Annotated in this window: 22 protein-coding genes; 10 read left to right on the plus strand and 12 right to left on the minus strand. The window is 58.9% G+C overall.

Annotated features, from left to right (window positions below; genetic code table 11):
• Window positions 1–3 precede the first annotated feature (3 nt).
• The 3 genes from B472_RS00875 to B472_RS00885 all read right to left on the minus strand — a co-directional run bounded on the left by B472_RS00875 (window position 4) and on the right by B472_RS00885 (window position 5,709).
• Complete coding sequence (locus tag B472_RS00875) at window positions 4–2,871, minus strand: 2-oxoglutarate dehydrogenase E1 component (RefSeq protein ID WP_026039725.1); 2,868 nt, start codon at window positions 2,869–2,871, stop codon at window positions 4–6.
• 216 nt (window positions 2,872–3,087) lie between these two features.
• On the minus strand, window positions 3,088–4,986 hold the full coding sequence (locus B472_RS00880) for a propionate--CoA ligase (protein ID WP_019427935.1): 1,899 nt from the start codon (window positions 4,984–4,986) through the stop codon (window positions 3,088–3,090).
• A 117-nt stretch (window positions 4,987–5,103) separates the two neighbouring features.
• Complete coding sequence (locus tag B472_RS00885; RefSeq protein WP_019427936.1) at window positions 5,104–5,709, minus strand: isochorismatase family protein; 606 nt, start codon at window positions 5,707–5,709, stop codon at window positions 5,104–5,106.
• A gap of 124 nt (window positions 5,710–5,833) precedes the next feature.
• Here B472_RS00885 and B472_RS00890 point away from each other — a divergent pair, with 124 nt between their 5' ends.
• Together B472_RS00890 and B472_RS00895 are read left to right on the plus strand one after the other, a co-directional pair.
• Window positions 5,834–6,385, plus strand: coding sequence for a C40 family peptidase (locus tag B472_RS00890; RefSeq protein ID WP_019427937.1), 552 nt, complete (start codon window positions 5,834–5,836; stop codon window positions 6,383–6,385).
• Window positions 6,382–7,089, plus strand: coding sequence for a VOC family protein (locus B472_RS00895; protein ID WP_019427938.1), 708 nt, complete (start codon window positions 6,382–6,384; stop codon window positions 7,087–7,089). The genes B472_RS00890 and B472_RS00895 overlap by 4 nt, the downstream gene beginning before the upstream one ends.
• Here B472_RS00895 and B472_RS00900 read toward each other — a convergent pair whose 3' ends face one another.
• On the minus strand, window positions 7,090–8,274 hold the full coding sequence (locus B472_RS00900) for a YbfB/YjiJ family MFS transporter (protein ID WP_202862765.1): 1,185 nt from the start codon (window positions 8,272–8,274) through the stop codon (window positions 7,090–7,092).
• 181 nt (window positions 8,275–8,455) lie between these two features.
• On the opposite strand from B472_RS00900, the gene B472_RS00905 reads away from it, so the two are divergent.
• Window positions 8,456–9,475 carry a tripartite tricarboxylate transporter substrate binding protein gene (locus tag B472_RS00905; RefSeq protein WP_019427940.1) on the plus strand — a complete coding sequence of 340 codons (1,020 nt, stop codon included), beginning with the start codon at window positions 8,456–8,458 and terminating at the stop codon, window positions 9,473–9,475.
• 28 nt (window positions 9,476–9,503) lie between these two features.
• Here the strand turns inward: B472_RS00905 and B472_RS00910 are convergent, their stop codons facing one another.
• The 4 genes from B472_RS00910 to B472_RS00925 are packed head-to-tail and all read right to left on the minus strand — an operon-like array spanning window position 9,504 to window position 13,743.
• Window positions 9,504–9,896, minus strand: coding sequence for a VOC family protein (locus B472_RS00910; RefSeq protein WP_019427941.1), 393 nt, complete (start codon window positions 9,894–9,896; stop codon window positions 9,504–9,506).
• Between the two features lie 39 nt (window positions 9,897–9,935).
• Entirely contained in the window at window positions 9,936–11,153 is a 1,218-nt protein-coding gene (locus tag B472_RS00915) for a CaiB/BaiF CoA-transferase family protein (protein WP_019427942.1), read from the minus strand.
• On the minus strand, window positions 11,150–11,638 hold the full coding sequence (locus B472_RS00920) for a hypothetical protein (RefSeq protein ID WP_019427943.1): 489 nt from the start codon (window positions 11,636–11,638) through the stop codon (window positions 11,150–11,152). The genes B472_RS00915 and B472_RS00920 overlap by 4 nt, the downstream gene beginning before the upstream one ends.
• A gap of 35 nt (window positions 11,639–11,673) precedes the next feature.
• On the minus strand, window positions 11,674–13,743 hold the full coding sequence (locus tag B472_RS00925; protein ID WP_026039727.1) for an ATP-dependent DNA helicase RecQ: 2,070 nt from the start codon (window positions 13,741–13,743) through the stop codon (window positions 11,674–11,676).
• Window positions 13,744–13,849: 106 nt separating this feature from the next.
• On the opposite strand from B472_RS00925, the gene ylqF reads away from it, so the two are divergent.
• The 4 genes from ylqF to B472_RS00945 all read left to right on the plus strand — a co-directional run bounded on the left by ylqF (window position 13,850) and on the right by B472_RS00945 (window position 17,898).
• Complete coding sequence (gene ylqF, locus B472_RS00930; RefSeq protein WP_026039728.1) at window positions 13,850–14,776, plus strand: ribosome biogenesis GTPase YlqF; 927 nt, start codon at window positions 13,850–13,852, stop codon at window positions 14,774–14,776.
• A 7-nt stretch (window positions 14,777–14,783) separates the two neighbouring features.
• The gene (locus B472_RS00935) at window positions 14,784–15,377 is read left to right on the plus strand and encodes a 3'-5' exonuclease (protein ID WP_019427946.1); all 594 of its coding nucleotides are present in this window, start codon (window positions 14,784–14,786) and stop codon (window positions 15,375–15,377) included.
• Window positions 15,378–15,553: 176 nt separating this feature from the next.
• Window positions 15,554–17,191, plus strand: a complete 1,638-nt coding sequence (locus B472_RS00940; RefSeq protein ID WP_019427947.1) for a HAMP domain-containing sensor histidine kinase — start codon at window positions 15,554–15,556, stop codon at window positions 17,189–17,191.
• A complete protein-coding gene (locus tag B472_RS00945) occupies window positions 17,188–17,898 on the plus strand; it encodes a response regulator transcription factor (protein WP_019427948.1) in 711 nt (236 codons plus the stop codon). Before B472_RS00940 ends, B472_RS00945 begins: the two co-directional genes overlap by 4 nt.
• Before the next feature lie 23 nt (window positions 17,899–17,921).
• Here the strand turns inward: B472_RS00945 and B472_RS00950 are convergent, their stop codons facing one another.
• Window positions 17,922–18,842 carry a LysR substrate-binding domain-containing protein gene (locus B472_RS00950; protein WP_019427949.1) on the minus strand — a complete coding sequence of 307 codons (921 nt, stop codon included), beginning with the start codon at window positions 18,840–18,842 and terminating at the stop codon, window positions 17,922–17,924.
• Window positions 18,843–18,934: 92 nt separating this feature from the next.
• Between B472_RS00950 and B472_RS00955 the strand changes: the two genes are divergently transcribed.
• Together B472_RS00955 and B472_RS00960 are read left to right on the plus strand one after the other, a co-directional pair.
• Complete coding sequence (locus B472_RS00955; protein WP_019427950.1) at window positions 18,935–19,906, plus strand: tripartite tricarboxylate transporter substrate binding protein; 972 nt, start codon at window positions 18,935–18,937, stop codon at window positions 19,904–19,906.
• Between the two features lie 11 nt (window positions 19,907–19,917).
• Complete coding sequence (locus B472_RS00960; protein ID WP_040506065.1) at window positions 19,918–20,784, plus strand: N-formylglutamate amidohydrolase; 867 nt, start codon at window positions 19,918–19,920, stop codon at window positions 20,782–20,784.
• A gap of 3 nt (window positions 20,785–20,787) precedes the next feature.
• Here the strand turns inward: B472_RS00960 and B472_RS00965 are convergent, their stop codons facing one another.
• Window positions 20,788–22,863, minus strand: coding sequence for an ATP-binding protein (locus tag B472_RS00965; protein ID WP_019427952.1), 2,076 nt, complete (start codon window positions 22,861–22,863; stop codon window positions 20,788–20,790).
• Window positions 22,864–23,136: 273 nt separating this feature from the next.
• Between B472_RS00965 and B472_RS00970 the strand changes: the two genes are divergently transcribed.
• Window positions 23,137–23,952, plus strand: a complete 816-nt coding sequence (locus tag B472_RS00970) for a hypothetical protein (RefSeq protein WP_019427953.1) — start codon at window positions 23,137–23,139, stop codon at window positions 23,950–23,952.
• 31 nt (window positions 23,953–23,983) lie between these two features.
• Here the strand turns inward: B472_RS00970 and B472_RS00975 are convergent, their stop codons facing one another.
• Entirely contained in the window at window positions 23,984–25,147 is a 1,164-nt protein-coding gene (locus B472_RS00975; RefSeq protein WP_019427954.1) for an MFS transporter, read from the minus strand.
• Entirely contained in the window at window positions 25,144–25,362 is a 219-nt protein-coding gene (locus tag B472_RS00980) for a hypothetical protein (protein WP_019427955.1), read from the minus strand. The genes B472_RS00975 and B472_RS00980 overlap by 4 nt, the downstream gene beginning before the upstream one ends.
• Between the last annotated feature and the right edge of the window lie 3 nt (window positions 25,363–25,365).

The raw sequence follows: 25,365 nt of genomic DNA on the forward strand, positions 1-25,365 counted from the left end.
GGATCACTTGCTCAACACAAAGCCCTTGAGCTTTGAGAAGGCCGCTTCGATCAATGCTTTTTGCTGGTCCTGGTGCAGGTGCGAATAACCCACGGCAGGTGATGCAGAGGCTGCGCGTCCGGCATAACCGAGGCGCTGGCCGCTTTGCATGTTTTCGTGGATGTTGTGCTGGATGAAGAACCAAGCACCCTGGTTTTGCGGCTCGTCTTGGCACCAGACCACATCGGTGGCGTTCGGGTACTTTTTGAGTTCTGCGGCAAACGCCTTGTGCGGGAACGGGTAAAGCTGCTCCACACGGATGATGGCGGTGTCATCGGCCCCTTTGGCTTCGCGGTTTTTGACCAGGTCGTAATAAACCTTGCCCGAGCAAGCGATCACGCGCTTGACTTTGTCGGCCTTGATGTCCTTGGTCTCGCCAATGACCGTCTGGAAGCTGCCTTTGGTGAACTCGGACACAGGCGAGGTGGCGTCTTTGTTGCGCAACAGCGACTTCGGGGTGAAGATCACCAGCGGCTTGCGCAAATCACGCACCATCTGACGGCGCAGCACATGAAAAATCTGGCTGGCGGTGGTGGGCTGAACCAACTGCATGTTGGTGTCGGCTGCCAATTGCATGAAGCGCTCCACGCGGGCCGAACTGTGCTCTGGGCCCTGACCTTCATAGCCGTGCGGCAGCATCAAGGTGATGCCGTTGACACGGCCCCACTTGACTTCGCCCGAAGCAATGAACTGGTCAATCACCACTTGCGCGCCGTTGGCAAAGTCGCCGAACTGGGCTTCCCAAACCACCAAGGTATTGGGGTCGTTGGAAGCGTAACCATACTCATAGGCCAAAACGGCTTCCTCGGACAAGATCGAGTCAATGACCACGAATGGGGCTTGTTTGTCCGACACATTTTGCAGGGCCACATAAGAGCCCGTGTCCCACTTTTCACGTTTTTGGTCGTGAATGACCGCATGGCGGTGCGTGAAAGTGCCGCGGCCGCAGTCCTCACCCGACAGGCGCACCGGGTAACCGCTGGCCACGAGTGAGGCGAAAGCCATGTGCTCGCCCATGCCCCAATCCACGGGAATTTCCCCGCGGCCCATGGCAGCACGGTCGTCATAGACTTTTTTGACCAATTGGTGCGGCGTGACCGACGCTGGAATGGTCGAGACTTTTTCGGCCAATCTCTTCCAGTCGGCCATCGGAATCGACGTGTCGCCCGCATCGGTCCACTTTTTGCCCATGAAGGGCGCCCAGTCCACGGTGAACTGGGTTTTAAAGTTGGTCAACACAGGTTCGGTCGTGTTTTTGCCTGCGTCCAGGGCGGCGCGGTAAGCCTTGGCCATGTCGTCACCCAGGGTGTCGCCCAAACCTTGCGCCGAGAGTTTGTCCGCAAACAACTTGCGTGTGCCAGGATGCGCCGCGATTTTTTTGTACATCAGCGGCTGGGTCAAGGCGGGCGTGTCCTGCTCGTTGTGACCCAATTTGCGGAAGCACACCACATCCAGCACCACATCCTTGCGGAAGGTCATGCGGTATTCCAGCGCGAGCTGTGTGGCCATGACCACGGCCTCAGGGTCATCACCATTGACGTGCAACACCGGGGCTTCAACCATCTTCACGATGTCGGTACAGAACACGCTTGAGCGCATGTCACGCGGGTCAGAGGTGGTGAAACCAATCTGGTTGTTGATGATGATGTGCACCGTGCCGCCAGTGGAATAACCCCGGGTTTGGGCCAGCGCAAAGGTTTCTTGGTTCACGCCTTGGCCGCCGAAGGCCGCATCACCGTGCACCAAGACGGGCAAGACTTGTTTGCCCAGCGGATCGCCACGGCGGTCCATGCGGGCGCGGACAGAACCTTCGACCACCGGGTTCACGATTTCAAGGTGCGAGGGGTTGAACGCGAGCGACAAGTGCACTGGACCGCCAGCCGTGTTCACGTCCGAGCTGAAGCCCTGGTGGTACTTCACGTCACCCGCAGGCAGCTCTTCTGGCGCCGTGTGGTCGAATTCGGCAAACAGGTCGGCAGGCAATTTGCCCATGGTGTTGACCAACACGTTCAGGCGGCCACGGTGGGCCATGCCGATCACCACCTCTTGCACGCCCTGAACGCCAGCCGACTGAATCAACTCGTCCATGGCCGCAATGAAGCTCTCGCCGCCCTCCAGCGAAAAGCGCTTTTGGCCGACGTATTTGGTGTGCAGGTAACGCTCCAAGCCTTCGGCAGCGGTCAAGCGGTCCAGGATTTGTTTTTTCTTGTCGGCCGTGAAGTTGGGCTTGCTGCGGATGCTTTCGAGCTTTTGCTGCCACCAGCGCTTTTCAGCCTGCTCAGTGGTGTACATGTACTCAGCGCCCAGCGTGCCGCAATAGGTCTCGCGCAGCGCATTGAGCAGCTCGCGCAAAGACATGTTGTTTTTGCCGAAAAAGGTGTTGCTGGTGTCGAACACAGTTTCCTGATCGGCATCCGAAAAGCCGTAAAAAGCCGGATCGAGGTCGGGAATGTGGGGGCGCTCAGTGCGCTTCAAGGGGTCCAGATCGGCCCAGCGCTGACCGACGTTGCGGTAGGCGGCAATGAGCTGTTGAACGGCAGTGCGCTTGCGTCCCATCTCGACGTTTTCGCTGGCCATGACCACTTTGGTCCCACCGGCTTTGGCACGTTCTGCAAAAGCATTGATGACGGGCAAATGGGGAACGTCTTTGGCATTGGAGCCGTCGAGAGCAGGAACATGTTGGAGGGCGTCGAAATACTCGCGCCAGGAGTCGGGCACGCTGCCTGGATTGGCCAGGTAGTTTTCATACATCTCTTCGACGTATGGGCCGTTGCCTCCGAAAAGGTGGGTGTTGCCTGAATAGGCAGCGTAGACGGAATTAGTCTCGCTCATATTTCGCTGACCTCCGTTCCCCTCAGGGAAACATTAGTTGGTTAAGAGTTACCTTCCGCGACACGGCTGAACCGGTTGGCGGATGCGACTGTGGCATGGGAAGGGCCTGAGTACAGCGTGCATTGTGCCACGCCTTGTCCAACCGCTAACTTACAGTCCGGATAAAAGGGAATGGCTTTAAATGCACAAAACCCCGCCGAAGCGGGGTTGGAGGGATCAGGCCTTGACCAGTTCCACGATCTGCTGCAAAGCTGCCGGATCGTCCATGGTGGTCAGGTCGCCCGGGTCACGGCCCTCGGCCACGGCTTGAATGGCCCGGCGCAGCAGCTTGCCGCTGCGGGTCTTGGGCAGGGCCGAAACAAAGAAGACACGCGATGGACGGGCCACAGCGCCCAGCTGGTTGTCCACCACTTTCATGACTTCGCCTTCTAACTTGATGCGACCGGCCAAGTCGGTCAGGCCCGATGTGTCCTTGGCAATGGCAAACGCCATGGCCACCTGCCCTTTGAGCTGATCGGCCACACCGACCACCGCCACTTCGGCGATGTTGGGGTGGCTGGAAATGCTCTCCTCGATCTCGCGGGTGCCCAGACGGTGACCCGCGACGTTGATCACGTCGTCGGTGCGGCCCAGAATGAAGTAATACCCGTCTTCGTCGCGCACCGCCCAATCGAAGGTGCTGTAGACGAGCTTGTTCGGGACGGTCTGCCAGTAAGTTTTGACAAAACGCGCGTCGTCGCCCCAGATCGTCTGCAGATTGCCTGGGGGCAATGGGCCCTCAATGGTCAAGACGCCCTTCTGGTTGGCACCGGTGAGTTCTTCACCCGTCTGGTCGTCGACCAGTTTGACGTTGTAGCCATAGATGGCCTTACCGGGCGAGCCAAACTTGCTGGGCGCTTTTTCAACGCCGTTGCAAATGCTCAGGATCGGCCAGCCGGTCTCCGTCTGCCAGTAGTTGTCGATGATGGCTTTGCCATTCAAACCTTCAGAAATCCACTTGGCGGTGGGCTCGTCCAGGGGCTCACCCGCCAAAAACAAGGCTTGCAGGCTGGACAGGTCGTATTTGCTGAGCAATGCGGGGTCTTGTTTTTTGAGCACCCGAATGGCCGTGGGGGCGCTGAACATGACGTTGACTTTGTATTTTTCGACCAGGCTCCACCAGATGCCGCCATCGGGACGGATCGGCAGACCTTCGTAAAGGATGGTGGCCATGCCGCCGATCAGTGGGCCATAAATGATGTAACTGTGGCCCACCACCCAACCGATGTCGCTGGTGCAGAAGAAAGTACCGCCCGGCTTGCCTTCAAACACGTGGGGCATGCTGGCAGCCAAGGCCACGGTGTAGCCCCCGGTGTCCCGTTGCACGCCCTTGGGCTTGCCGGTGGTGCCCGAGGTGTAGAGGGTGTAACTGGGGTGGGTGGATTCGACCCATTCGCAAGGCACCACGGCATCCATGTGCTTGGCGCGCTCAGAGGCGTAATCCACATCGCGCTCGGCCACAGGCGTGAAAGCCGCCAAATGGCGGTCAACCATGATCACCTTGCCGGGCTTGTGCGCCGAAAGCTTGATCGCTTCGTCCAGCAGTGGCTTGTAAGGCACCACCTTGCCCCCACGCGAACCCGCGTCGGCGCTGACGATGACCTTGGGCGAAGCGTCTTCGATGCGGCTGGCCAGCGAGTGCGAGGCAAAACCACCAAACACCACAGAATGGATGGCGCCCAAGCGCACACAGGCCAACATCGCAAAAGCGGCCTCGGCAATCATGGGCATGTAAATCAAGACACGGTCGCCCTTGACGACCCCCATATCTTGCAGAACAGCCGCCATGCGCTGCACCTCGGCGTGCAAATCGCGGTAGGTGTAGGTTTTTTCCTGGTTCGTCTCGGTCGATACAAAAATCAAGGCCGGCTGGTCAGCGCGCTCGGCCAAGTGGCGATCCACCGCGTTGTGGCACAGGTTGGTCTCGCCGCCTACAAACCATTTCGCAAATGGCGGATGGCTGTAGTCACAAATTTGCTGCGGCTGGACTTTCCAGTCCACCCATTTGGCTTGTTCTGCCCAAAAAGCATCGCGATCATGGATAGAGCGCGCGTGAAAATCAGCAAAATTGCCCATGAAAGTCTCCTGTTAACCGGCCAAGTCAATGCGTCTGAACGAAAGGGCTGCACATGCAAGCCCTCTTCTGAATTCATAATTATGGCCAAACGACTTGCTACAAGCTGACTCAAACACTCATTTAAAAAGGCTTTGAAGCAGCTTGAAGTCAGGGTGCTCGGCTGAGCGGACCCACTCGAAAGCCACCATCTCAGAGGTGACCAATTCCGCCCCAGCACCTGCCAAGCGGTCATAGGCGGCATCTCGGTTGCGCTCCGTGCGAGAACTGCAAGCATCGGTCACCACCCACACTTCGTACTCATCTTCCAACAAATCGAGGGCCGTTTGCAGCAGGCAAATGTGTGCCTCACAACCCGCCAACACAATGGTTTGGCGCTCTTGAGCGGCAGGCTGGGGCTTTTGCAAATGGCGCGGCAAGCTGCGGGCATTGCCACGAGGGGCTTGGGCGGGTTCGGGCTTGAGCCACTCACCCAGGCCTTCCTCGACGGCACTGAAATGCATCTTGGCCAAAACCTGTTGGCAGTGGTTGCGCAGGTCGGGGGGCATCTCGCCCAGACGTGATGGGTTTTGCTCAGTGCCCCAGATGGGCACTTGCAAGGCCTTGGCCAAAGTGGCCAGCCGAGCCGCATTGGCCCATACCGCATCGGCATCCAGCATCACGGGCTTCAAGCGCGCTTGAAAATCCACCAACACCAATTGACTCTCATCCACTTGCATCAACATCGTCTGTCCTCGAAAAAGAAGGAATGCATTGTCGCAGCACATCCCAATGCCTGAGCCGCGCCTTGTACTCACCTGTCCAAGGCTGGCCCAAGGCAAGCATCCAGATCCGTTATGCTCGTCCACTATGCGATGGAAGTTCCTGTTTTTGCTGAGCTTGTTTTTAAGCACCCCGACTTGGTCCGCACCTTCTGACGAAGCGTTGGTTGCGGCGCCTGCGGACAAAAGCTTGGTCTCCCAAATCACAAGTCAATTGACTTTGGCCAAAGACAAGGCCAGTGACCAAGCCACAGGCATGGTCGTTCAGGCCATGAGTCTTTTGGGCGTGCCTTACCGACGTGGCGGCAACACTGAAAGCTCCGGATTTGACTGCAGTGGTTTCGTGCGTCATCTCTATGAAAAATCGGTGGGCCGGCTGTTGCCGCGACGCGCCGAAGAGCAAGCCCGAGCCACACAAGTGATCGACAAAGAAGAACTGAAGCCCGGTGACCTGGTTTTCTTCAACACCATGCGCCGAGCCTTCAGCCATGTCGGTATTTATGTCGGCGATGGCCAATTCATCCACTCTCCCCGTGCTGGTAAATCGGTGCAGGTGGAAGACATGCGCAGCGCCTACTGGCAAAAACGTTTCAACGGTGCACGCCGAGTGCCCCTGGACAGCGAAAACGCCAAACCATGAAAACCCAAATTGACCACCTGGTGGTGATGGCCCCCTCTTTGGAGGTGGGCGTTCAATGGTGCGAAGCCACCTTGGGCATCACCCCGTCTGCCGGTGGCGAACACGAAAAATACGGCACCCACAACCGCCTGTTCAAGATCGCCACGCCCCAATTCCCGTTGGCCTATTTTGAAATCATCGCCATCAACCCCGAGGCCGTGATTCCAAAACGCCTGCAAGTCACGCGTTGGTTTGACATGGACGATGCGGTGCTGCAAAAAACCATCGCCCAAGAACCACGCTTGGTGCACTTTGTCAGCAGCACCGACGACATCAAGGCGGCGCGGCACGCCTTGCGCACCCAGGGCATCGAACGTGGACAAATCGTGCACGCCAGTCGCAAATCCAGCAAAGGCATGCTGCACTGGCAAATCACCGTGCGTGAAGACGGTGAGCGCCTGTTCAACGGCTGCCTGCCCACGTTGATTCAATGGGGCAAACCCGAAGCCGCCGAACCCTTGCGCTTGCACCCACGCAACAGCCTGCCCCGCTCAGGCGTGACTTTGCAAAGCCTGACCCTTCACCACCCCAGCAGCGCCAAACTGCAAACCGCGCTGGAAGCCGTTGGTCTGACAGGTGTTGAAGTTGTGAATGGACCGGCCAACTTGGTGGCCACCTTGCAAACCCCTAAAGGCTTGGTGCAGTTGCAAAGCAGGGGCGCGTGATCAGCCGTCTTTGGGCAAACTGGCCAACAGGGCCATGCCCACCAACATCACCACGGCGGTCAACCACAAAGCCGCTTTGAAGTTCCCCGTGGCCTGAGCCATGGCCCCGGCCACCACTGGCGCAATCATTTGTGCTGCGCCGTAACTCAAGGTCAAACGCGCCATGGCTTTGCCCGGATTTTGAGGGGCACGACGCCCGACCAAGGCCAAGGTCAAACTCACAATGCCAATGAAAGTGGCGCCGTAACCCAGAGCACCGGCAAGTGCTGCAGTCAAGGAACCCGACATCGCCGGCAGCACAATGGACACGGTCTGCAGGCCAAACGCCAGCAACAACGCCGGTATGTCGCCCCATCGGCGAGCCACTCGGTCCCACAAAAAGACCGCTGGCATCGCTGCCAAACCCACCAAAGCCCAAACCAAAGCGCCCTGCCCGGCCAAAGCCGGTTCACGCTCAACGATCGCCACGGTGAATGTGGCACTGATGACAAACCCCCAGCCGGCCGCGAAATAACTCAAGGCCATGGTCCTCATCCAGCGCTTCGATACCAAGGGTTGGGCGTGAGCCACCACTTGGGCCGCAGGTGCTGGGGGCACAGGCGGCCGCCACAACCAAGCGGGTACAAAAAAAACCAAGCCCAATGCCGCAAACGCCAGCCACTGGTCTGACCAAAGCGTCCAGATGTCCGACAAGACCCAAGCGCCGAGCGCAGAAACCACAATGCCCAAGCCTAGGCCAATGAACAAAACACCCAACTCAGGCCTTCTCCCTTGTCGGATCAACCAGCCCAAGACCAAACCAGAGCCCAACAGCATCCCAGTGGCCCCACACAAACCGCCCAAAAAACGCCAAAGGCCCCAGGCTGGCAACCAAGTCGACAGCGCCATGGCGGCTGTGGTCAGCAAAGCCATCCACAGGCCTGCACTGTAAAAACGGTGACGCCAGCGCACATCGTCCATCCAGGCCGTGACCAAGGCCCCAACGATGTAACCCGCGTAATTGATGGCCGCCAGCCCACCGGCAGCCGCATCGTTCAAACCGGTTTGTGCCTGCAAGGCGGGCAACAAGGGCGTGTAGGCAAATCGGGCCAGACCAATGGTCAAAACCAAGCCGCAAATCCCACCCAGCATGACTTGCCAGGCTTGCAGGGGTCGCGTTGCTGAAAAGCTGGGAGGTGTCGTCATGGCCATAGGTTAACGCGTGATTGTGGCTTCTCTACCCATGAACAGGGTTTTGTCATGACGCTTGAGCTGAGGCATGTTGGCGTCGCTCAGACGACACAACACCCCCAGGGTGCAGGGTTTTCACCATGCCACAGCCCTGCACAGAACCCTAAAGTGAATCCAAAATCACCAGGAGACTGACATGACCAACCCCATTCCATGCGCATCCATCGATCCAAGCACCAAGCGCTTGGCATCGCCCCTGCGCCGCAGCCTCGGCCTTTTGGCCCTGAGCTTGGGCGCATTGAGCGCCACAGGCGCCGGCGCGCAAGCGTTTCCAAACAAACCTTTGCGCTTGGTGGTCACCTTCCCTACGGGCGGAGCGCCCGACATTTTGGCCCGTCTGTTCAGCGAAAAAGCCCAATTGGGTTTTCCGGTGGTGGTCGACAACCGGCCTGGCGCGGGCGGCAACATCGGTGCTGACAATGTGGCCAAGTCACCCGGTGATGGGCATACCATCGTCATGGGCACCGTGGGCACGCACTCCATCAACGGGGCGCTGTACGAAAAAATGCCTTACGACATGGTCAAGGACTTCACCCCCATCTCCTTGATCGCCTCGGCCCCCAACTTGCTGGTGGTCAACAACGCCCTGCCCGTCAAAAACGTGCCCGAGCTGATCGCTTACATGAAGGCCAACCCCAACAAGTTGTCGTTTGGATCGCCTGGCATCGGCACCTCGGTGCACGTTTCGGGCGAACTCTTCAAATCCCTGACTGGCACGACCATGGAACACGTGCCTTACAAAGGCCGCCAATTCGCCATCCCCGACCTGATCGGCGGCAGCATCCAGGTCATGTTTGACAACATGCCCTCGGCCCTGCCCATGGCCAAAGAAGGCAAGATCCGGGCTTTGGCACAAACCACCGCCAAACGCTCACCTGCCGCACCCGATGTGCCCACCGTGGCCGAAACGGTGCCTGGCTTTGAAGCCACCACTTGGTTTGCCTTGTTCGCTCCTGCCAACGTGCCCAGGCCCGTGATCGACCGCTTGAACGCGGAGGTGCTGCGCGTGTTCAGACTGCCCGATGTGCAAGAACGCCTGAAAACGCTGGGCCTGGATGCGGTCTTGTCCAGCCCCGATGAACTGGCGCGTTACCAAGCCACCGAAATCACCAAATGGGCCAAAGTGGTGAAAGACTCGGGCGCCAAGGCGCAGTGATGTCCTCGCTGTCCCCGGCTGACAGCACTCAAACCAACTCGGAGATCTCGATCAGGTTCAGGTCGGGGTCTCTGAGGTAGATGGATCGGATCTTCTGGGTCGCCCCAGTGCGCATGACCGGCCCCTCCACGATCGGCCAAGCGGCCTGGGCCACACGGGCTATGACCTCATCGAGCGGCACACTGGCAATGAAACACAGGTCGAGTGCCCCGGGCACGGGCAGATGGGCTTTGGGTTCAAACTCCCGGCCGCGCACATGCAGGTTGATTTTCTGGTGTCCGAACTTGAAAGCCTGGCGCTGAACTGGGGGTGTGCCGCCCACAAAACTTTCGAGCTGCATGCCCAGCACACGGGTGTAAAAGTCGATGCATGCGGCCTCGTCGCAGGTGGTCAAGACCAGGTGGTCCAGGTGGTCAATCATGGGTCAATCTCCAAATTGAATGCGTTTGCAAAAGCGCGATCAAGCCACAATGCCCTGCTCGCGCAGTGCCTGGATTTGCGCGGCGCTCAGGCCCATGCCCAAGAGCACTGCATCGCTGTCCTGACCGATGCCAGGCGCATTGCGGCGGTGCCCCCCAGGCGTGCGTGACAGCTTGGGCACGACACCCGGCACCATCAAATCACTGCCATCGTCCATGCGCACCGTTTGAAGCATTTCACGCGCTTGGTAATGCGGGTCTTGGGCGATATCGGCCACGGTGTAAATGCGCCCGGCCGGCACACTGGCACGGTCCAGTGCAGCCAGCACCTCGTCCACCGTGTGCTGCACGGTCCACTGGCCAATCACCCCATCGATCTCGGCAACCCGAGCCACTCGGCCCGTGTTGTCTTTCAAGCCGGGGTCTTGCGCCAAATCATCGCGGCCGATTTCGGCCATCAACCGTTTGAAGATGCTGTCGCCGTTGCCCGCAATCAAGGCATAACCGCCGTCCTTGCACAAGTAGGCGTTGCTCGGCGCAATGCCCGGCAAGGCGCTGCCAGCCGGTCCGCGCACCGCGCCAAAAGCGCTGTACTCGGGCAGCAGGCTTTCCATGCAGTTGAACATGGCCTCGTACAACGCGACATCGATGACCTGCCCCCGACCCGAGGTCTTGCGCTCGTGCATGGCCAACAAAATGCCAATCACGCCATGCAAAGCCGCCAGCGTATCGCCCAGGCTGATGCCCACGCGCACGGGCACGCGGCCCGGCTCCGCTGTCAAATGCCGGATGCCACCCATGGCCTCGCCCACCACACCAAAACCGGGGCGGTCTCGGTAAGGACCGGTCTGGCCATAACCGCTCACGCGCAACATGATCAAACGCGGGTTGAGGGCCATCAAATCGTCAGGCCCCAAGCCCCATTTTTCCATGGCACCCGGGCGAAAGTTTTCAATCAACACATCGCTCTCGGCCGCCAGTTGGCGCACGATGTCCTGTGCAGCAGGCTGCTTCAGGTCGAGCGCCAAAGACTGTTTGTTGCGCGACTGCACTTGCCACCAGACCGAAGTGCCGTCCTTCATCAAGCGCCATTGGCGCAAGGGATCGCCCGAGCCAGGCGGCTCGATCTTGACCACATCGGCACCGAAGTCGGCCAAGGTTTTGGCCGCAAAAGGACCGGCAATCAACTGGCCAAGTTCCAGAACCTTGAGGCCCGCCAAAGGGCCGGTCGAGGGTGAAAAAGCTTTTGCGTGGGTCATGGTTTCACAAAGTCTGCATCCACCCAGGCCTGGGCAGTTTGTCGATTGAACTTGAACCCGGCCTCCACCTTGACTTCGGCCAAGGACTCACCGCCTTCGTCCTGCGCACTCAACACCGCATACGGGCTGTCTTCGTCAGGCACGATGCGCAGCAGCACGGTCACACGGCTGTCTTTGCCATTCACGGTCACGCTCTGGTTCAGCTGGGCATGCAGCTGCTGCTCGCTGCGGCGCACAAACTCACTGGCGGTTTTCACCAAGGTGATGAACGCCGAGCCATCGAGCGGCTTGGGGTTCTTTTTGTCGCGGCCCATGGTCCAAGGCCCCACGAGCGCAGGTTCGCTCTCGCCATCTTTGAACATGGCCACGGCCCAACCATCGTCATCGTCATTTTTGATGACCTGAGCTGTCCATTGCTCGTTTTGCCAAAGGCGCGGCTCCTGAGCCAGGGGCCGGTCTTGCATGTCTTGGGTGTCGTTGTTCATCGTCGGGGTCATTCACATCAAGCCTGAATCATGCCTCATGGCCGCAGGTGCAAAGCCAGCAGCAGCACCTGGGTAGCACCCCGTTCACGCAAAAGTGCGGCCGCCACAGTGGCTGTCCAGCGGGTGCGCACATCGGTGGCCACCAGCAACACCGGTCCGGCTGGCAAAACGGTATCGGTGGCCAGCCGAATGACCGACTCCAAGTGCGCCACCACCGGGGTCGACGCCACGTCATCCGGCGCGGGGCCGCCCGTCCAGCTGAACACGTCGTGCAAAGACAGCCTGCCTTTATGGGCGATGAATTGGGCCAAAGCCCGGTTGGACGCCATGTCCGGCGCAGGCATCGGCACCACACACACCGGGCGGGCGGGCCAGCGCTTGGCCCAGCGCCCGAGCGTGGCCACAGCGCCCAACAACAAATCGGGGGGAACATCCCCTGGCGGCGCGTTGCGCATCCGCTGCAACTCGGCCACCCAGCCCGGATCGTCGGCAAAGGCCACGGCTCGCCCTGCGTCAAAACCTCGAATCGCCCCCTTGCGCCCCACCCCAGCAGGCCAGCGCTTGCGCGGCTCGATGTCCACGTCCATGCCACGCAAAAAGTCACGCGCAGCGATCAATTTGTCTGGTGAAGGCGTGAGGCCCGGAAACGGCAAATGGCCCGTGCACACCGAGCAGCGCCCACACGGCGCGGGCGATGGGTCGTCCAGCGCGGTTTGCAAATACGCCATCAGACAGCCCGCGCCGTGGGCGTACTGGCGCATGATGCCGGCCTCTTGCTGGCGCACCCGGGCCAGCGCGGTCCATTTGGCGCTGTCGTGCACATAGGGCACGCCCGTGGCCCGCCAGGCCGAGCCGTCTTTGTCCACCACGCCCTCGACCGCCAAAATTTTGAGCAGCGCCTCCAACCGCCCCCGGCGCACGCCCGTGTCGGCTTCGATCTCGATCAGGCTGCGGCCATCGCTGCCCAAGTTGAGCAGCACTTTCTCGGCCGTTTGCGGGTCAGGAATGGACGCGGTGGCGAAGTAATCCCAAATGCGCTCATCGGCGTCCGACGGCAACAACACCCCTTCGGCATGCGCCACCGCCCTGCCCGCCCGGCCCACCTGCTGGTAGTAGGCCACGGGTGTCGAGGGCGAGCCCACATGCACACAAAAGCCCAAATCGGGTTTGTCGTAACCCATGCCCAGCGCCGAGGTGGCCACCACCGCCTTGACTTGGTTGTGACGCAAACGGTCTTCCACCTGCAAGCGCGTATCGGCATCGGTCTGACCCGAATAGGCATCGACCGCATGGCCGCAGCTGCGCAAAAAAGCCGTCAAGCGCTCGGCCTCGGCCACCGTCAGCACATACACAATGCCCGAGCCCGGCAACTGTTCCAGCGCATCGGCGATCCAGGCGAAGCGCTGCAAAGGCGACAAACCCGGCACCACCGACAGCGTGAGCGAGGTGCGGGCCAACGTGCCGCGAAACGTCACGGTGCCTTCGCCCAGCTGTTTGCCAATGTCGTGCGTGACCCGCTCGTTGGCCGTGGCCGTGGTGGCCAGCACGCTGGCCGTGGGTGTGGACAGCAGCGCCCGCGCCAAGCGCTGGTAATCGGGCCTGAAATCAAAACCCCAATCGCTGATGCAATGCGCCTCGTCGATCACGATCAGGCCCACCCGGGCCAGCAAAGTGCCCAGGCGCGCCGCAAAGCGCGGGTTGCCCAGCCGCTCGGGCGAGACCAGCAGCACGTCGATGGCGTCCTCGTCCAGCCGCTGGAACACATCGTCCCAATCGTCAAGGTTCGTCGAGTTGACCGTGGCCGCCTTCAGGCCCGCCCGCTCGGCGGCGCTCACCTGGTCGCGCATGAGGGCCAACAGCGGCGACACCACCAGCGTGGGCCCTGCGCCGCTGCTGCGGATGGCGTGCGTGGCCGCCCAATACACCGCCGATTTGCCCCAGCCCGTGGCCTGAACCACCAACACGCGCGACGCCGGTTGCAGCACCGCATGCACCGCGTCCACTTGGTCGGCGCGAGGCACCGCACCGGGCCCAGCCAGATGGGCCAGGATGGTGTGCATATGGGCTTGTGCAAAGTCACGGACTTGAACTGGGCTGGTAGGCATGACTTTTCCCTGAGATCTTGTTGCTCTCATTTTGAGGCCAAGTCCGACCCATGAGAACTGCCCGACAATCACCCCTTTGGCACTTTCAGTCTGCAGCGGCTTTTATATGGCGATTCAATGGTTTCCCGGACACATGCACCTCACGCGCAAGGCGATTGGGGAGCGCATCAAAGACATTGACGTCGTCATTGAGATGCTGGACGCCCGCCTGCCGGGGTCGAGCGCAAACCCGATGCTGGCCGATCTGATCGAAGGCAAACCGGCCCTGAAAATCCTGAGCAAACAAGACTTGGCCGACCCGGTGCAAACCGCGGCCTGGCTGGCACATTACAACGCCTTGCCCGGCGTGAGCGCTTTGGGCATGGACACGAGTGTGGTGTCCCCCGCCAAGGCCTTGATCGATGCCAGCCGTCAGTTGGCCCCCAACCGGGGCGGCATGGTCAAGCCCATGCGGGTGCTGATTTGCGGCATTCCCAACGTGGGCAAATCGACACTGATCAACACCCTCAAGGGCAAACGCGCCGCCAAAACCGGCGACGAAGCGGGCGTGACCAAGCTGGAGCAGCGCATCACCCTGGCCGATGACTTTTATTTGTACGACACGCCCGGCGTGCTGTGGCCACGCATCATCGTCGAGCAAAGTGGCTTCAATCTGGCCGCCAGCGGTGCGATTGGCGTGAACGCTTTTGACGAAGAAGTCGTGGCCCTGGAACTGCTGAACTATCTGATTCCCCGTTACCCCCATGCCATCACCGAGCGCTACAAGGTGCAAGACGTGGCCAGCCACACCGACGAAACCCTGCTCGAAGCCATCGCCCGCTACCGTGGTGCGATCCAAAGCGGCGGGCGGATCAACACCACCAAAGCCGCCGAAATCGTGATCCACGATTTCCGATCGGCCGCATTGGGCCGTTTGACGCTGGAGACCCCGCAAGAATTTGCCGTTTGGCTGGCCGAAGGCAAAAAGGCCGATGCAGAGCGGGCTGTGCGCAAAGAAGGCAGCAAAAAAGCCAAGAAGGCCATGAAAGACTGAGCCCAAGATGCAAGAACACAAAGCCACCCCCGACAAAGAGGCGATTGCCCTTCTGCCCGAATTCGAGCGCCTGGGGCTAGACCGCATCAGCTTGGTCTGCACAGGCAGCGAGGCGCACCAAGCGCATGGCCAGTTGATCGCGGCCAAAGCCTGGGGCTTTGACACCGAGTCCAAACCCACCTTTCGGGTGGGCGAGCAGTCTGACGGGCCGCACATTTTGCAACTGGCCACCGCCGAGCGGGCCTGGGTGTTTCAACTGCATGAGCCCGAATGCCGCGCCGTGGCGGCCGACTTGTTGGCCCGAAGCGGCATTGCCAAAGCCGGGTTTGGCCTGGGCGACGACCGCAAACGCATCGTGCACAAATTGGGCATCGAGCCCCAAGGCATCTTGGAGCTCAACACCATTTTTCGCGAACGCGGTTACCGCAAAGACATGGGCGTCAAAGGCGCGGTGGCGGTTCTGTTCAACCAACGCTTCATCAAATCCAAAAAAGCCGCCACCAGCAATTGGGCCAACGCCCGCCTGAGCGAGGCTCAACTGGTCTACGCCGCCAACGATGCGTATGCGGCCATTCGGGTTTGGCACGCTTTGGGCTTGTGAAGCAGCCAGCCCTGCCCAACGGTGCCTCAGCTTGGACTGAGCTCATCTCGGTCATGAATCCTTGGCGGCAATAGGCAAGGACCAGGAATTTCACGCCAAATGGCGATGGGCAGCTCTCAGCATTAACAAGAGATGACGAGCACCTGCATGGCGATGCGGACAGCGACAATACAAAAATGTTCAGAAAACAACTCAGCTGGGTCTTACTCTTTTTGGCTGCCTGCATCGTGTTGCAGGGTGTGGGGGCCGTTTTTGCCCTGCGTGAAGCCGAACGCCAAGTGGTACGCGGACGCATCGCCAGCGACATTCACCAAGGATTTGTGCAACTGTCGGCCACCAAGCAGCACCTGCGCGCATGGGTGACTCAACACAAAATCGGTGCCGGAGGAAATCCGGCTGCACGCGACGCCTTGCTGAGCGACATGCACCAAACATTGGCCGATTTGACGAAGCTGTCCCAATCAGCGTCCAGCTTGGGCATGGACCGCAGCGATGGGGAGGAACAAACTGCCAGACAAGAGGCTTTGCGTGTTTTGGGGCAAAACGTCAAAACCCTCGGAGACGCCATTGGGCTCGTCAAAACCCTGCCCGCCGACATCCCGGCCCGTTTGGGCTGGGACACCTTGAGCGAGGTTTTTGAAAAGTCGGAGGGGCGCGATTTGCGCGAGTTGATCGGCCAAAGCATTGTTCGTGAACGTGCCGCCATGCTGCGCGAGCGCCAAGCCGCTGATGCCACGCTGGCGCGCATCCGTTGGTTGTGGGTGGGCATGGCCTTGTCACTGGCCTTGTTGGCGTTGGGCGCTACGGTTTATTTTGCGCGGGCCCTGCGCCGCCCCATCGACGAATTGGCCCGAGGGGCGCACAAACTCCGACAAGGGCGACTGCAGCACCGCATTCCACTGGATGGGCAAGATGAGTTTTCGGACGTGGCACGCAGCATGAACGCCATGGCAGCAGCCCTGGAAAGGCACAGCCAACAAGAAACCGAACAGCGCCATCGGCTGGAGTCCGAAGTGCGCGAACGCACCAGCGCATTGCATGAGGCCAACAAGTCACTGCAACAAACCGACACGCGGCGCCGACAGCTGCTGGCCGACATCAGCCACGAGCTGCGCACCCCGACGACCGCCATTCGGGGCGAAGCCGAAATCACCCTGCGCGGTGGTGAAAGACCCGGCCCAGAATACCGCGAGGCCTTGCAGCGCATTGTGGCGATTTCGCGCCAACTGGGTTCGGTGATCGACGACTTGCTCGCGATGGCCCGCAGCGACATGGAGACGCTCAGCATCGTGCACCAAACCGTCGACATGTCCGAACCCTTGGCCGATGCACTGTCTCAAGCCAGCGCCTTGGCGGGCGAAAGAAGTATTCTCCTCGATTGCCCGCCCATGCCCAAAGGCTCGGTCAAGGTGATGGGAGATGGGCAACGCCTGAGTCAACTGCTGTTGCTTTTGCTCGATAACGCCGTGCGCTATTCACACCGCCATGGCACAGTCACCGTCCGCTGGGAACGCAGCACCGAGTTTCCACCCATGTTGAGGCTGCAGGTCACCGACCAAGGCATTGGCATCCCTGCTGAGGAGCTGCACCAAGTTTTTGACCGCCACTTTCGCGGCAGTCTGGCCCGTTTGCACCGAGCAGCGGGCAGCGGCTTGGGGCTGCCCATCGCCAAGGCCTTGGTCTTGGCCCACGGGGGCCATTTAACGCTGCAAAGCCCTGCCGATGACATGCAGAACACGGGAACTTGCGTGATTTTGAACTTGCCATTGTTGACCCGTCCCGTCTTAGACACACTTCAAACAGCTCAGACATGAACATCATCCTGATCGAAGATGACCCTCGGATTGCCGACTTTTTACAACGCGGCCTGAGGGCCGAAGGTCTTCAAGTGCAACGCGCTGCAACCGGTCCGGAGGGGCTGGCCTTGGTCATGGAGACCGCTCGGCAGAATAAAACTGAAACCGCCCCCACCGTCGTCGTTCTGGATTTGATGCTGCCGGGCATGAACGGCATGGAAATATGCCAAACCCTTCGGGCACAAGGCATCACGTTTCCCTTGCTGATGCTCACGGCCTTGAACACGCTGGAAGAAAGGGTGGCCGGTTTGCGCATGGGCGCAGACGACTACATGTGCAAGCCTTTTGAGTTTGAAGAATTGTTGGCCCGGTTGGAGGCCTTGGCCCGACGCGGGCAAGGCCCAAAGATCAGCCGTCCAACCCACTTGCAAGTGGCCGATGTCATGCTGGACCGCGAATCGATGCGGGCCAGTCGTGCTGGGGAGACCCTGAACCTGACAGCGCGTGAATTGGCCCTGCTGGAACTGCTGATGAGTGCGCCTGGCCGCCTGTTCAGCCGTGAACGGATTTTGTCGAGTGTTTGGGGTTTGAACGAGGACCCGCTGACGAATGTGGTGGATGTCTACATTCGGCGCTTGAGAAGCAAAATCGACGAGGGCCGGCCAGTGCCCTTGATTCAAACCATGCGCGGTCTGGGTTACAGGCTCGAAGCACCCACCGAATAACGGGTCTGAAAGGATTGGCCCCATCAGGTCGCATCGCTGATTTCACCGTGCTTGACCAGCCACGCTCTGAAAGCCTCAACCGCATCAGTTCTTCTCAACGATTCGGGGTAGCAAAAGTAATAACCCCGGTCGTTGTGGACAACTTCGGCAAATGGAATCACCAACTTGCCCGCCTCCAAGTAGTCTTCCGTCAGGCACCGCTGCACCAAAGCAACGCCCAAGCCACTGACCGCCGCCTCCAGCAACTGGCTGACTTGGTCAAAACTGGCAGCCGCCTGGAGGTCTCGGTGACCAATGGCTTCGTTGGAAAGACAAGCGATCGCGTCGAACCAGTGACGCCAAGTGTGTGGATGGTGCGCGTGAAACAAAAGGGGCCAATGCAACAAATCAGCGGGTTTCTTGAGGGGGTTGGGGCCTGTCAAATCGACCGGACGACAAACAGGCACAATTTGACGACCCACCACATAAGTGGCTTCTAAGCCGACAGGCCATTGCCCATTGCCACCACACAAGCTCGCTCCCTGAGATGCCAAAAGCGGGTAATCCCCTGCACGGTAGGGCACGAACTCTAGACTGATTTCAGGGTGTTCACGGTGAAACTCGGGAAGACGTCGGATCAACCAGTGGCTGGCCAAGGTGGGCGTGACCGACAAACGAAGCACACGGTTGGCAGACCTGACTTTGGCTTTGGCTGCTGCAGACTCCAGCGCATCTAAGGCGGGCGCCACCAAGGCCAGGTAATCCCGCCCTTGGTCTGTGAGTTCACATCCTCGGACATGTCGGGTGAACAGTTGACACCCCAAATCGGCCTCAATTCTGGAGATGGCACGGCTGACGGCGCCTGGTGTGACACACAAAATTTCGGCGGCCTTTAAAAAAGTCCCCAACCTAGCGGCGGCAACAAAGGCATGCAGTTCGGACAGTGAGGGTGAGGCAATCCGCATAGGGGTGAATTTTAATCACCATTGAAAGCCCGAATGTCACTCGCCAATCGTCAAGCACCCTTTCAGAATGGTGTTTTTCAAGGAGGCTGGTGATGCGTGTCAAATTTCTTTCTGTTTTGGCTTTGGTGTGTCTGCAGGCGCTGGCACCAGCGGTCAAGGCCCAAGCTTTCCCGCAAAAACCCATCAAATTGATCGTTCCTTTCGCGCCCGGCGGATCCACCGACATGGTGGCACGGCTGCTGGCTGAACGCATGAGCCCGATCTTGGGTCAAAGCGTGGTGGTCGAAAACCGCGCAGGTGTGGGCGGCGTTTTGGGTGCCGATGCCGTGGCCAAAGCGAGCCCAGACGGTTACACGCTGCTGATGGGAACCGTCAGCACGCATGGCGCCAGCCCTGCGGTGTACAAAAAGATTCCTTATGACGCCGCCAAAGATTTTGAACCCATCACCAACGTCATGTCCGTGCCCAGTGTCCTGACCGTTCACCCCAAACTGCCTGTCAAAAACTTGCAAGAGTTTGTGGCCTTGGCCAAGGCCTCGCCCGGCAAGTACTCGTATGGATCACCAGGCAACGGCTCCTTGGGCCATGCCAACGTCGAGAACCTTTTGCAATTGGCAGGCATCAAACTCTTGCATGTGCCCTACAAGGGAGGTGGTCCTGCGCTGAACGATGCCTTGGCGGGCCAAATCGACGCACTGACCGACAATTTGCCATCCACTCTGCCGCATATTCAAGCCGGCCGTCTGCGTCCGCTGGCCTTGTTGTCGCCCCAGCGCAGCAAGCTGTTGCCCGACCTGCCGACGTACAAAGAATCTGGTTATCCGGATTTGGATGAGGGCGGATGGTTCGGCTTGTTAGCCCCCGCCAAAACGCCAAGAGCGGTTGTGCTCCGGCTCAATGAGGCGGCCCATCAAGCCATGCAAGATCCCGCATTCAAGGCGCGCGCTGAAACGATTGACGGTATTGCCATGGCCAATACCCCCGAACAATTTGGCGATCAAATCAAGCGGGCTTTGGCGCGTTACCAGCGCATTGCGAAGTCGGCCAATATCCAGATTGATTGAAAGATCGCGGCATGTCTGAGACTTGTTATGTGCTGAGTCGCCCTGAAAACAATCGGCGATTGCCCTTGGTGTGCGACTCGCCGCACAGCGGCACCATTTACCCACCAGATTTCCAGTCGGCTCTTGCGCTGGCTCAGCTCCGCCAAACAGAAGACACAGACATCGAGGCTTTGTGGGCCGGTGTGCCTGCTGTGGGGGGGACATTGGTCGCCGCCTTGTTTCCACGTTGTTACATCGACCCTAACCGTGCGCTGGACGACCTGGACCCTTCTTTGCTCGACGGCACATGGCCTGTTCCCTTGTCGCCGGGACCCAAGTCCAAACTCGGTTATGGCCTGATTTTCAGCAAAGTCAATGCCGACAGCCCCATCTACAACCGGCGGCTGACCGTTTCAGAGGTTCAGCAGCGCATTGACCGTTACTGGCAACCTTACCGTTCTGCGCTGGATGACGAAATACAGTCTGCTTACCAAACTTTCGGCTGTGTGTGGCATCTGAATTTGCACTCGATGCCCCAAAACGCCTACGAACGGCTGGGCATCAAGACCGACAAACCGCTGGCCGACTTTGTTCTCGGTGATCGGGATGGCGCAAGCTGTGAGCCTGAATTCGTCAATCTGGTTGAAAAAAGCCTCAAGGCAAGTGGGTACACCGTAGCCCGCAACGACCCTTACAAAGGCGTGGCCTTGCTGGAGCAAATAGGCCAACCTGCACTGAAACGGCATAGCTTACAGATTGAAATCCGCAGACCGCTGTACATGCATGAAGCCAGCCGTGCGCGCAACGCTGATTTCGAAAAGCTCAAATTGAGCTTGGACAAGACACTGAGCGATGTGGCCTTCTATGTCCAATCTCAAGTGCGTGGACAAAATGCTTGACACTCAAGGGCGGGTTGACCGGTCTGCTTGATCGGTTTGAAAAGCACCGAGCACCTTGGACAATGCACTCAGTTTGATGGGCTTGGGCAAGAACTGGTCCATTCCAGCGTCCCGGCAGCGCGCTTGGTCTTCAATGAACGCGTCGGCAGTCACGGCAATGATGGGCAAAGCTGAGCGCCCCTGAAAGCTTTCCCAATCTCGTATCTGACGAGTCGCCTCATAACCATCCAGCACAGGCATTTGCACATCCATCAAAATGGCCGAGATCGCATCGGCTTCCTGCATCACCCGCTCTACGGCCAACTGCCCATTGTCAACGGCAATCACCTCAAAGCCCAGTTGGTTCAGCATCGCACAAATCACCTGCTGATTGACTCGGTTGTCCTCCACCACCAACACTCGGCCTGACATCTGTTGAGAAGAATCTTGGGGCATCAGACCGGTCCGATGGCCCGTATCGAGTTCTGACAGATCCACTGCATCGGTCATGACATCCAAACGCAGACGAATCCAAAACCTCGCGCCCTCGCCTTCTTGGCTTTCGACACCGACTTCCCCACCCATCAGTTGCGCCAAGCTTTTGACGATGGACAAGCCCAAACCAGTGCCCCCATATTGACGCGTTGTCGAGTCATCGACTTGGCTAAAAGGCTGAAACAACAAGGGCATTTTTTGCAGGGGAATGCCCATCCCTGAGTCCTGTACGGCCCACTCAACACCAGCAGACCCGTCCACTTGGTTCAACTCGGTCGCCTCAATGCGCACTTCCCCCATCGCTGTAAATTTGATGGCGTTGTTCGTCAAATTGGACAGCATTTGTTGCAATCGGTTGGCATCCCCGCGGTAACGTCTGCCATGTGGTCCATTCCACTGAACACTCAACTTCAGGCCTTTGGCCATCGCGTTGTTGGCAAACAAGGCTTGGGTGTTGAGCAAGAGCTCGACGGGATTGACCATCCCCGCACCCAGGGTCTGGGTTCCCGACTCAATTTTTGACAAATCCAAAATGTCGTTGAGCAAGGTCAACAGCGACTGGCCCGATTGCAAGATGGTGCGGGCGTGGTCTTGCGTCTTTTTGGCATCAACCGGGCCTGACAGCAGCAACTGCGCCATGCCCAACACGCCATTCATGGGTGTGCGCAACTCATGGGACATGGTCGCCAAGAAGCGGCTTTTGGCCTCGTTGGCCGCTTTGGCCGACGTCACAGCACGGCTCAGTTCAGCTGTGCGCTGCTCTACTTTTTCTTCCAGTTGCTCTCTGTTACGAGCCAACTCGTTGGTCCGGCTCTCCACGATCTCCATCATGCGGTCGAATGCAGCAGCGGTTCGCCCGACTTCATCCTCACCCACCACAGACACTCGCTTGGTGTAATCACCGCTGTGCTCCACTTCGACAATGGTGTTGAGCAAGCTCGTCAGAGGACGAATCATGGAATTGATCAATCGCATCAACATGAAACTGATCAGGACCAAGATGCCGGTCACAACAGCAGCCAACACCATTTTCACTTGGGCAATGGTCTGATTGGCATCGGCCAAGGCCTGGTTCATCAACTGACGTTGCCACTCCTTTTGAGCCCCAATGTGATCCAGCTGGCGATTGCGGGCTGGCACCAAGTCGGTGGTCAATAAGGCGTATGCCGCCGCGACCTGACCCGTTTGAGCATGGCCCACGACTTGAAGTGACAGACGCCAAAACACATCATCCGCTTCACGGATATTTTTCATGATGTCTCGACCGATGTCGGTCGACAAATTGGCTTCGGTTTCATGGATCAACTCCACCAATCTGCGTCGATCTTTTCCGATACGCTCCATCGCAGCATGAAGTTCTGTGGGATCCTTGGCCGACAAAATGGCATGCCGCGCCTCCAGTGATATTTTGACCATCAACAGCTCAACTCGGGTCATGCGGTCCACCTGAGGCTCATACATGTCGATGATTTGCTTGGCATTGGATTGAACATGGTTCAGGGTCCACCAACTCACCATCACAACAGCAAACAGCAAACTGCTCATCAAGCCAAATCCAATCAGGAGTCTGAAGCGTATCGACAAGCGGCTGAAAAGTGTGTTCATGACAACGGTGCTTAAAAAAGTATTTTTTATATTTTAATGACTGTTAAATGATTAAATAAATAAAAATTACAACATGACCGCAAGGAATCTCAGGGAATTTTGGGCGTGAATCCCTGGGGGCTTGTGGCATGTGCTGCCGCAAAATTTCGCGCCCTAAAATCTCAACTGCACGCCCCTCTCATTGGGGCCCCCTTCGTAAGCCCTCACTGCAAAACCATGTCCTTAAGCCTGGCACCTGATAAGTCTGCGATTGCAGCGTCCACAGTCGCTCTCATGTCTTTTGCCAATACACGCTGGCGTGTCCGTCGCCCAAAGCCTTTTGTGCTTGTGATTGAGGGCGAAGATGTCAACGATGTACCGCCCAAGACCCGTGATTACCTCCACGAGCAACTGCTGTCACCGCCATGGCGCGAAGCCTTTTACCAATTGGTCGATGACACGGGCTTGGTCATTTGCCTGAACCTGCACACAGAGCACCCCACCTACCGCGATGTACGTGGCCGCTCCAGCAAGGGGCGTCTGAGTCAAGGCGAGTACTACCACCACGACGGCTGCACGGACCCCATCAAGCCGCGCTTCGTGGAAATTCGCTGCCCCATTCAGCCGCAAACTCGTGGTGTCGCCACTGCGGTGGCTCCCCATCGCGATGTGGTGAAAGCCATGGTGCAGGTTTTGCCTGCTGAATTGGCCATGTCAGCTTCTTTGGCATCGCAAGACATGAGCGCAGACGCATTGAACCAAATGGACGGTGCAGCGCTTGACCAATTGCAAGGCCTGATCACGCGCACCGTGCGCAAAAAACTGAATGCCGAAGGGGCCCGAGCCTATTTCCGCCATGTCGATGCCGCGGCCAATGCCTACTTTGAGCCTTGGGCCTTGGGCGAAAGCCGAATCATTGCAAATGGCAACAAGGGCGTCACCATGCAACACCGCCGCGCCTACCAAGCCCCCCATAACGGCGGCGTGGCCAACGGCCATTTGGTCAAGCGCTGGCCCAACGAAGAGCTGTTGCTGCCAGGCCAGGCGCTGGATCAAGCTTTCTTGGCCGCCATGTGCAGTGAAGAAGACGGGGAGTGCACAGACGGCTAAAGTCCTGAGGTGTTCGCCTAAGGGCGAAGCCTCAAGCGCGCTCTCGCACCAACAAACGCAAAGCCCATAAGCCCAGCACCGGCCCCAAGGCCAAACCTGTGAGCAACCAGCCCAAGGGCACCCCATCGGTCAGAGCCACAAACAACAAGATGCTCAGCGTGCTGATGGAGAACCCGATGCAGTTGGTGAGCGTCAGCACCGTGCCCACCGCCTGCGGTGGCGCATTGCGGGCGGTCAGCGTAGAGAACTGGGGAGAATCTCCAGCCACGCTGACTCCCCACACCAACAGCCATGCGTAAAAGATGGCATCGCTGGCGTGCAGCAGCCACGGTGCCAACAGGCAACACAATCCGCTGACGCCCAAGAAAAAAGCAGCCACCCGCGCACTGCCCCAGCGCTGAGCCGCATGCCCGCCCAACACACAGCCCACAGCGCCACTGCCCAAAACCGCAAAAGCCATCCAGGACAAGCCCACGCCCAACAAACGGGTGCTCAAAATCAGGGGCACCAGGACCCACAGCGTGTAGAGCTCCCACATGTGTCCGAAGTAGCCCAGGACAGAGCTTCGCACCCGAGCATCGGTCCACATCGTGGCCATCGCTGACCACTGCAGCGTGCTCACGCGCACCGGCGCTTGCGGTGGCTCACCCAGCGTCAGGATCAGCAAGCCACCTGCTGCAGCCAAAGCGGCCACGCCCAACATGATGCTGGGCCAGGGCAAGGCATCGGCAACGGCCCGAAGACCATGCGCACTGGCCGAACCCAGCACCAAGGCGCCCAACAAATAACCCAGCGCCGAACCCAGCCCTTGCCGATACCACTGCGACGCGATCTTCATGCCCACAGGGTAAATACCGGCCATGAAGAACCCGCTCGCAAAGCGCCAAAAGAGCAGCGCCGTGAAGTCCGACACCATGGCCCAAGCCCCAACGGTGCACGCCGCGCCTGCCATGGCACAACACAAAAACACCCGTGTGGCCCGAAACCGGTCCGCCAAAGCCAACAAGGCAAACACCAAAGTGCCCAGAATAAAACCCCATTGCAAAGCAGAGGTCAGGCTGCCCACAGCGGTGGCAGGCCAGCCAAAGGCTTGCTGCAAATCGGGCATGACGGCATTGACCGCAAACCACAAAGAGGTTCCAGCAAATTGGGCCAGCACCAAAACGGGCAAGACATGACGAGGGACGGGATTCATAGCCGTGACTGTAAACCGGCTAGCGCAGGCAGCAGGAAGAAAAAAGCCGCATGCCGCTGATCTTGGTCTTCCTGCAGGCCCACCCAAGCTACCACGCGATCGGTGTCAGCATTGCGCAGTGGGACCCGGGTAATTCCATAAAAATAAGGGGTTTCCCTGGCATTATTTGCACGGCTCAACTGAGCGAAGAAAATCAAAACTTCATCACTTCTCATTCA

Source organism: Limnohabitans sp. Rim28 (genome assembly GCF_000293865.2).
In the GTDB taxonomy this organism is placed as follows: Bacteria; Pseudomonadota; Gammaproteobacteria; order Burkholderiales; family Burkholderiaceae_C; genus Limnohabitans_A.